The sequence below is a fragment of the Zoogloea dura genome (genome assembly GCF_012927165.1).
GTDB lineage: Bacteria > Pseudomonadota > Gammaproteobacteria > Burkholderiales > Rhodocyclaceae > Zoogloea > Zoogloea dura.
The window spans coordinates 1-8,058 of sequence record NZ_JABBGA010000056.1 but is presented as its reverse complement, the minus strand read 5'-3'; the positions used below and the strand labels follow the sequence as shown (position 1 = coordinate 8,058).

Genomic DNA, 8,058 nt, shown 5'->3' with positions numbered 1-8,058 from the left:
CAGGCGCTCTTGCCGGCCTCGTCCATCGCCGCCGTAGTGATCACCGCTTCGAGTCGAGCGCGCGCAGTCCAGGCCCGCCCTCGGGCGGGCCTGGACTGCGCATCCTCACGCCATCGTTCCAATGTCTGCACCGAAACCCCAATCTCTTGTGATACCACGCCCACTTGGGCGCTCTCCGGCGGCAACAACCGCGCCACCGCTCTGTTCCTGAATGCTTCTCCGTACCGAGCCATCTCTCATCCTTGTCGCCCCCAGGTTCAACATCATAGAGAGGCGACAACTATTCTGACGCGGGGGGGTACGCTGGCTGAGATTGGAGATCGGCGCCGTCCATACGCACGGCTTTTGCGCCTCGCAGCGCAGGCCGGACGGATTTCGCGGCCCGACGATGCCGCGCGGATCATGAGCATAAACGGTGACATCTGGGCCATCGCGACGTGGCTTGGATTGGCTCTCTCGCCAGCCCTGTGCGATGAGCTTGCCGACGAGCTCGCGATTGAGATCAGCAGTATTCGACTTTATCCGGAGGTCGTTCCGGTCCTCCGTGCTTTGCAAAGACAAGGGTTGCAACTCGGATTGTGTAGCAATCTGGCCAAACCATACGCACCCCCTGTGTTGTCCCTTCTACCCTTTGAGTTCGATGCGTATGCATGGAGTTTCGAGGTAGGTGTTGTGAAGCCGGACCACCGGATCTACAGCACAATTTGGCAGTCACTGGCGCTCAGTCCGGGCGAGGTGCTGATGGTCGGGGATACCTACGAGGCAGACTGCCTGGGGCCAAGGCGGGTTGGGATGCACGCAATCCACCTTGCTCGGAACCTGGCAAGCCCCGATCCCCGCTTTCTGCGGTCATTATCCGACTTGCCTTCGTATCTGGCACGTCAAGCTCCGCCATCCGTTCCGCAGTAGCCTTCGTCCCCCTCTTGGATCTTGAAACGATGCGCGAACACTCACAACTAGCGCTCCGGAATCCATTAGCATCGCGCCGCACTCAACATGGAGGACGCATGCATGATCGGTATCGACAACAACACGTGGCTAGTCTTCGAGGGGGTGAGCAACTATGGGCACGGGATCTGGCCGACTCCGATAATCTCGATTGCCACGTTGATCACCTGCGACAGCGATTGGGGCACGCTCCCCGCTTCAGCTCGGCTGGACAATGCTCACCTGGTTTTTCGGGAGGATTCGTTCGATCCCGTCACTCGGGTACGTCGAGGTCGCCTGTACGAGTGGCGGGACGGAGCCCTGAACCAGACGTGGTACTTTCCTCCGCATCCGGCAGAGCCTCCAGATCGCAACAACATGTCGATGGATGGCCGGCTGAATCGAATGCTCTATACGTACCACCCCGCCCGAATTTTCGCCTCGGCGTTTCCAAACTCAGTACGTGCCCAGTTGGTACTTGGAACCCAGTCAGCCCCCACTGTCTGGCGGATTGTCTCCGTGGAGACCATCGCATCAGGCGAAGAGCTGATCACGCTGCACGCCCGTTCTACCTTTGGTTGTCTGCCCGAGTTGATCGACGACCATATCCCCAAACAAGCGAGCCCAGAGGTAACGACAATTCTGGACAAGGTGGCCGATGCGGCATTTCGCTCCAGTCCGGTTTCCTTGATCGATCTTTGTCGTGCCGCGACAACCACGGTCCTGGCGTACTGGCTCGAAGCATCCGGAGATGCCCCAAACAACGTCCACCACCTCGACTTGGGCGACTTGCTGAAAGCGTTCGAAAAACAGCAAGGCAACGGCAATACCCAGCCCCCGTCAGCAGCAGGTTCGGCAATCCGTCTGCTGCAGCGCTTTCACTCTCGCGGAAAACCCAACGAGCAAAAACGCTATAACACCCGGCCTCCCACGGAGGAGGATGCCCAGTTCGCCCTAAACGCCCTGGGCTTTCTGCTTCGAGAGCTGGGGTGGGCTCGATGATGCGGGCACGTGCCCGGCAAGCCCCTCAAGAATCGGACAATCAGGACGATCGTCACCGCAACAACTCTCCGACAGACGTACCAGTGCGTCGCGCATGGTGATGAGCGCCTGAATTCGTTCATCCAGATCGCTCAAGTGACTTTCCGCGAGCTGCTTCACCTCCGCACTGGAGCGCTCCCCGTCATACCAGAGCGACAGAAGCTGGCGAATCTGCTCCAGGGAGAACCCGAGATCACGGGCACTGCGGATGAACTTCAGCGTGTGCAGATCCCGCTCCTGATACTGCCGGTAGCCCGCTTCGGTCCGGGGGCTGTGGCCAATCAAGCCGATCTGCTCGTAGTGGCGGATCATCTTGGCCGAGACACCGCTGGCCTTGGCAACTGCTCCGATGTTCATGTCGCCTTCCTCTTATCTAATTTGACGGGGCGCCAACGCCAACGCCGAAGCAGCAAGGCGTTCGACACCACGCTGACGCTAGAGAATGCCATGGCGGCACCTGCAATGACCGGGTTCAGGAGTCCCGCGGCCGCCAGGGGAATGCCCACGACGTTGTAGACACAAGCCCAGAACAGGTTCTGTCGCATTTTGGCGTAGGTGCGACGGGAGATGTCGATGGTTGAAGCCACCAGCGCCAGATCGCCACGCATCAAGGTCACCCCGGCCGCGTGCATGGCCACGTCCGTTCCGGTTCCCATGGCGATGCCAATGTCGGCGGCAGCCAATGCCGGGGCATCATTGATGCCATCGCCGACCATGGCAACGACGTAGCCTTCCCGTTTCAAGGTTTCGATCTCCGCCGCCTTGTCCGCCGGCAGCACTTCGGCCAGACACTGATCGATTACAAGCTCGGTTGCCACACCATGCGCAGCCCCACGACTGTCGCCGGTGATCAACGCGGTTCTGATGCCCATCTGCTTGAGGCAATCGATATTTGCCAATGCCCCTGGCTTCAGTCGGTCGCCGAAGGCGATCAAGCCCAGCACCGCCTGGGCGCTTTCCGACGCCAACCAGGATACAGTCCGCCCTTCGGCTTCGAGGTGCTTCGCGGTGTCTGCGAGATGGTCCATCATGAAGCCGCGCTCCTGCATCAATCGGGTATTGCCAAGAACGTAGCGTGTGCCCTCAATTTCGCCGGCAAGCCCGCGTCCGGGCAAGGCCTGGACGAAGCGCGCAACCACCGGGCTCAACCCCGCGTCCTGGGCAGACTTGCCCACGGCTCGGGCCAAGGGATGCTCGCTACCCAACTGAAGACTGGCAGCAAGGCTGAGGAGCTGCCGGGCATCACCGCTGCCGGATTCGAGGGCCACGACCTGGGGCTTGCCTTCCGTCAGCGTGCCGGTCTTGTCGAAGACGACGGCTGTCACCTTGTGCGCCACTTCCAGCGCCTCCGCATCCTTCACCAGGATGCCGTGTCGGGCGGCAACCCCCGTTCCCGCCATGAGCGCAGTGGGCGTGGCAAGACCCAATGCACACGGACAGGCAATCACGAGCACGGCGACGGCGTTGATAATCGCCGTCTCGACATCACCGCCGTACGCCCACCATCCACCAAAGGTCAGCAGGGCGATGAGCATGACCACCGGGACAAATACCGCACTCACCCGGTCCACCAAGCGCTGAATGGGCGCCTTGGCAGACTGGGCACTCTCGACCAACCGGATGATCCGGGCCAAAGTGGTTTCCGTACCGATGGCCGTTGTCCGCACCAGCAGCAAGCCGTCGGCATTGATCGCACCACCGCTGACGCGATCTCCCGGCTGCCTGGGGACCGGCAGGCTTTCACCGGTCAACATGGATTCGTCCAAGTGGCTTTCTCCTTCCATGATTTGACCATCCACTGGGACCCGCTCGCCGGGCTTCACAACAACCACGTCGCCCACGCGGACCGCATCGATGGTGATCTCCTGATCACCGTTGTCAGTACGAATGCGGGCAACGGCGGGTCTCAGAGCCTGGAGCGCCCGGATCGCCTCGGTGGTTTGCCGCTTGGCCCTGGCTTCAAGCCACTTGCCCAGCAGAACCAGCGTGATCACCACGGCTGAAGCTTCAAAATACAGGTGAGGCATCTCACCGCCTGTCGGCTTTGCCAGGAGATATACGCTGAGTCCGTAGGCCGCAGTCGTTCCAAGGGCCACCAAGAGATCCATGTTCCCGCTACCTGCACGCAGTGCCTTCCAGCCTGCACGGTAGAAACGCAGCCCCAGCCAGAATTGAACAGGGGTTGCCAACAACAACTGCACCCAGCCGGGCAGCATCCAATGTGCGCCGAAGAGATCAGCCAGCATCGGAATCACGAGCGGAAGGGAGAGGGTCGCCGCAACTGCAACAGGCCACCATTCGGCACCCTGGCGGACTGATGCTGCGGCAGCTGGGGAGCCCTCCGTCTGCAATGCGGCATCGTAACCCGCTTTCCGGACGGCCTCGATCAGGGCCGAGGTAGGCACGCCACGAGTCAGCGTGACATGCGCTTGTTCAGTGGCGAGGTTGACGACGGCACTCACGACACCGGGAACCCCGGCCAGAACCTTCTCCACTCGCGCGGCGCAACTGCTGCACGTCATCCCCGTGATCGCCAAAACCCGGTTTTCCTCAGGGACATGGAAACCCGCCTTCTCAATCGCCTGGCGCACGGTCGTCAGATCAACGACCGAGTCGGACTCCAGCAACGCCGATTCGGTAGAGAAACTGACGGTGGCCCTGGAAATGCAGGGCAAGCGACCCAGCAGCTTTTCTACGCGGGCAGCGCAACTGCTGCAGGTCATGCCCTCAATACCGATCGATAGCGCCTGGCGGGGCAGCGTGACAGTGGAAGAACTCATGATGCAACTCCTGTTGAGGTGACAGGAGCAGGCTAGACCTTGCCATCATGGGAAGGTCAACGGCGTCGGAGCCCTTTTTTCACTTTGTGATCGGGACGGTGGTGGGAGCGACCATCCTCTGGAAGTCTGGACGAGGCTCCTGTTCCTGACATGCAGGTGACGCAATTGTCACCCCCATGTTCGGGTCTCGTAAGGGTCGGTAGCGCATGCTTCAACTGCAGGCTCACTCATGACCGAACCAAAGGAGAAAATCATGAAACTCATTTCCACCATATTTGCCGCGCTGCTGCTCACTGCCGGCGCTGCCCATGCAGATATCAACGACAAGGACAATCACGTTGAAGGCGTTGGCGGACACACCCTCAACGAACTGCAAAAGCAAGGCAAACCCACGGCTGCCGATGTGAAGAAGGAACGCGATCTGCAGAAGAACTGGGATCGGGAGAAGGACAACCACATGGAGGGGGTTGGCGGTCACGCACTCCATGAAGCCAAGAAGATGCCGCCGGCGACAAAGGAAAGCCAGGCCAAAAAGCGCGAAGCCGAAAAGACCTTGGATCGGGGTAAGGACAACCACGAAGAAGGTGTGGGCGGACACGGCCTCTACGAAGCGACCAAGGGCAAGTAGCCCCGACGAGACTCACTTGTAGATCCAACGCGACCACATTCGCGCCTGTTACTCAAGCCCTGACACTCAGTCGGGACTGCCAACAGCCGCGTTTCATCCAGCAACAAAGCGGCCCGACAACATAACAAGCCGCTGACAAAACTGTCATCGGACGGTTTGGCTCCCGTAAGGAGCCAACGTCCATCATAGAAGTGCAGGATCACCTGCACACAACCAAAGGAGAGAGAAATGCTAAAGAAAATGTTGGTCGTGGCCGCGCTGAGCGTCATAGGTACAACGGGTGCATTCGCTTCTGATGAGGCGCGGGCGGCAGCGAAAGAGGTCATCGAGCTGAAAGATGGCTCGACGGTTTATATCTTCAAGGACGGGAAAATGGCCATGGAAGACAAGTACGGCCGTGCGACTCGCATGAAGCAAGAAACCGTCATGGAAACCAAGGATGGCCGGAAGATCATCATGCATGGCGATGAGGTCATGCGGCTTGACTCGCTACTACGACATGGCGATGGGAGCTAGTTCTTCCGTTGCCGCCTGAATGGCATGAGAGCCCTCAATGCACCCTGAGGCAGCTTGGGGGCTCACGAGATTCATTGTCGATGGCGACTAGTCTCAAAATGCACATCAGAACATTCTGGCGATGGCTTCCACAGGCTTGATGCCAACTCCGAACCGGGCGATGGCTTCCCGGTGTTGGCGTAGCTCTCCGTACGGTAGGTAGCGGATGTTGAGCTCCCTAACCTGTGAGAAGGCCGGCCTCAGCACCTGCTGCCGGACATCGGCCTCTCGTTCATCCGGAGCGACGAGGAATAGATGATGGCGCTGGGCCGCGCCACCGGACAAAGCCAGATCCAGCAGCCGAACGATGCCGGAGTAGATCGAGGTCGTATGTTCGACCTCGAATGCCGCCACCACTGTGCCGGATTCTCGTTCCAGCCAGATCACATCGATGAGCCGCACCGCGTCAGCTCCTTCATTTTGCAAGGCCAGGGGCAAGACCGTGAGGCACCCATCGGCGAGGCGCCCTCCGTTATAGGGCCGACTCTGGTCGTTGCTGGCAATCCACACCGAGAACCCCAGGGCCAGCCCCAGGTCTCTCAGCCACCCTTGCACTTCGGTATGCCCCTCGTCGGAAACCCGATTCTTGTCGAGTTGCTTGGCAAAGGCGGCGGTTTCCTCCCGGACTGCAGCCAGATCCTTGGCCCAGGCATCAGTTGCCTTGGCATCCCCCTCGGCAGGCGGCAAGGGATAGCGCTCCATGCCCAGATCGAACATAAGCCCGGCCACGGCACCCAGATCATTGGACAGAAGATCCCGGTGGCGCTGGTTGAACTCGATGAGCCCCTGCCGCATCGCGAGGTAATGATCCCAGCGCCCGAGCTTGACCGCAGCGCCGGTCAACGCGTTGTAGCCTTTGACGATGGCCGTATTGAACGGGACGACGATCGTGGGATGAATGAAGTAAAGCAGGTTGGCTGCGGCTGGCCCCAGGCCTTTGATGCCCTTGGCTTCGAGCGTGCGGATCGCCTGGAGCACGTCGGCCTCCTTGGTGCAGCAATCGCACGCATGCAGCAACCGTCCAAAGGCACGTTGATTGTCCCTGTCTTCGTAGATATCCGGAATCCTCAGTTTAGGCTTCCACAGGAACGCATGGTCGGCCCCCTTGAAGATCTGACGCTGCTCGGCAATCGAAGCCACGACCGTTTGGAGAGAAGATCCTTGATAGACATTGCCGAAGTTGCCTTCGTCGATCTCCTTGATGACCTGGCCGATTCCACGCCGGATCGAGCGGAAGTTCTTCAGTCGTTCGGGCCACAAGAACCAGGACTGGTAGCTTCCATTCGGGTCTTGCTTCCAGCGATCAATCAAGAGACGGGTAGTTTCAGACATGCAGATGGAAAGCAGATCAGGTAGTCGATCAGGGTATCACCAACAGAAGGCTCGACGGGACTCGCACCTACCGGACACGTTCTGCACTTGGCATGAACTACGCAAGCGGCGGCAAGACACCCAGCTTGAAGTAGCGCGACAACGCCTCATGGAGACGTTGTCGTAGTTCGTTCGGATCTGCCCGCGTGATCGTGACGTACAGCGCAGGGGCGATATCCATGAACGCGGTCGCGATGCGCGGATCAAAGTGACTTCCGGATTCGCGCAGGATGATCTGCATGGCCTCGTCGAGCCCCATCGGCGACTTGTAGGAGCGCTCGGAAGTGAGCGCATCGAACACGTCCACGACGGTGAAGATCCGGGCGATCAGGGGAATTCCCTCGCCGAGCAAACCATCGGGGTAACCTTTTCCGTCCAGACGTTCGTGGTGGTGCCGGATGATCACGGCAGCCTCCTGCAACCAGGGGTTTCCGGTGACGATCTCAGTACCTAGGACCGGTGTCACCGACCGGCACATTGGAGCCAGTTGATGATCGGCACAATGGAGCCACCTTGTGACCGGCACATTGGAGCCACTCCGTGATCGGCGTAATGGAGCCACCCACGGATCGGCACATAGGCGCCAGCGCCGGATCGGCGTAATGGAGCCAGTCTCACTCTGACGGACGTCTCGACCTTGAGCGGTCCATCGCTACCCTGCCGGGTTTGGCAGGAGAAAGCCGGTGGCCCGCAGGAGTATCGAGATGCACGAGTACCGCCAGGCCCTGATGCGTTTGCGTCAGGGCGACTCGGAGC

9 protein-coding genes are annotated in these 8,058 nt (G+C 60.0%); 4 read left to right on the top strand and 5 right to left on the bottom strand.

From position 1 onward, the window contains the following. Positions 1-233: transposase (locus tag HHL15_RS25765; protein WP_169147065.1), on the bottom strand; the 233-nt coding region annotated here is incomplete at its 3' end. Here HHL15_RS25765 and HHL15_RS27085 point away from each other — a divergent pair. Both HHL15_RS27085 and HHL15_RS25755 read left to right on the top strand, forming a co-directional pair. Continuing rightward, positions 142-909: an HAD family hydrolase gene (locus tag HHL15_RS27085; protein ID WP_408065745.1), complete on the top strand. Its 768-nt coding sequence runs from the start codon at positions 142-144 to the stop codon at positions 907-909. The two genes, HHL15_RS25765 and HHL15_RS27085, sit on opposite strands and share 92 nt — an antisense overlap. 102 nt (positions 910-1,011) lie before the next feature. Beyond that, positions 1,012-1,929 carry a hypothetical protein gene (locus HHL15_RS25755; protein ID WP_148580829.1) on the top strand — a complete coding sequence of 306 codons (918 nt, stop codon included), beginning with the start codon at positions 1,012-1,014 and terminating at the stop codon, positions 1,927-1,929. Here HHL15_RS25755 and cueR read toward each other — a convergent pair. After that, entirely contained in the window at positions 1,882-2,325 is a 444-nt protein-coding gene (gene cueR / locus HHL15_RS25750) for a Cu(I)-responsive transcriptional regulator (protein WP_148580828.1), read from the bottom strand. The genes HHL15_RS25755 and cueR overlap by 48 nt on opposite strands. Continuing rightward, positions 2,322-4,748, bottom strand: coding sequence for a heavy metal translocating P-type ATPase (locus HHL15_RS25745; RefSeq protein ID WP_169148641.1), 2,427 nt, complete (start codon positions 4,746-4,748; stop codon positions 2,322-2,324). Before HHL15_RS25745 ends, cueR begins: the two co-directional genes overlap by 4 nt. A 253-nt stretch (positions 4,749-5,001) precedes the next feature. On the opposite strand from HHL15_RS25745, the gene HHL15_RS25740 reads away from it, so the two are divergent. Beyond that, on the top strand, positions 5,002-5,376 hold the full coding sequence (locus tag HHL15_RS25740; protein ID WP_169148640.1) for a hypothetical protein: 375 nt from the start codon (positions 5,002-5,004) through the stop codon (positions 5,374-5,376). 228 nt (positions 5,377-5,604) lie between these two features. Beyond that, the gene (copK, locus tag HHL15_RS25735) at positions 5,605-5,892 is read left to right on the top strand and encodes a periplasmic Cu(I)/Cu(II)-binding protein CopK (RefSeq protein ID WP_169148639.1); all 288 of its coding nucleotides are present in this window, start codon (positions 5,605-5,607) and stop codon (positions 5,890-5,892) included. Between the two features lie 105 nt (positions 5,893-5,997). On the opposite strand, the gene HHL15_RS25730 is transcribed toward copK, so the two are convergent. Further along, on the bottom strand, positions 5,998-7,263 hold the full coding sequence (locus HHL15_RS25730) for a type II restriction endonuclease (RefSeq protein WP_169148638.1): 1,266 nt from the start codon (positions 7,261-7,263) through the stop codon (positions 5,998-6,000). Positions 7,264-7,360: 97 nt separating this feature from the next. Beyond that, on the bottom strand, positions 7,361-7,780 hold the full coding sequence (locus tag HHL15_RS25725; protein ID WP_169148637.1) for an HD-GYP domain-containing protein: 420 nt from the start codon (positions 7,778-7,780) through the stop codon (positions 7,361-7,363). Between the last annotated feature and the right edge of the window lie 278 nt (positions 7,781-8,058).

Coding starts and splice junctions, on each gene's coding strand:
- HHL15_RS25730 (WP_169148638.1), bottom strand. CDS start 7,263: ATGTCTGAAACTACCCGTCTCTTGATTGATCGCTGGAAGCAAGACCCG.
- HHL15_RS25740 (WP_169148640.1), top strand. CDS start 5,002: ATGAAACTCATTTCCACCATATTTGCCGCGCTGCTGCTCACTGCCGGC.
- HHL15_RS25755 (WP_148580829.1), top strand. CDS start 1,012: ATGATCGGTATCGACAACAACACGTGGCTAGTCTTCGAGGGGGTGAGC.
- cueR (WP_148580828.1), bottom strand. CDS start 2,325: ATGAACATCGGAGCAGTTGCCAAGGCCAGCGGTGTCTCGGCCAAGATG.
- copK (WP_169148639.1), top strand. CDS start 5,605: ATGCTAAAGAAAATGTTGGTCGTGGCCGCGCTGAGCGTCATAGGTACA.
- HHL15_RS25725 (WP_169148637.1), bottom strand. CDS start 7,780: ATGTGCCGGTCGGTGACACCGGTCCTAGGTACTGAGATCGTCACCGGA.
- HHL15_RS25745 (WP_169148641.1), bottom strand. CDS start 4,748: ATGAGTTCTTCCACTGTCACGCTGCCCCGCCAGGCGCTATCGATCGGT.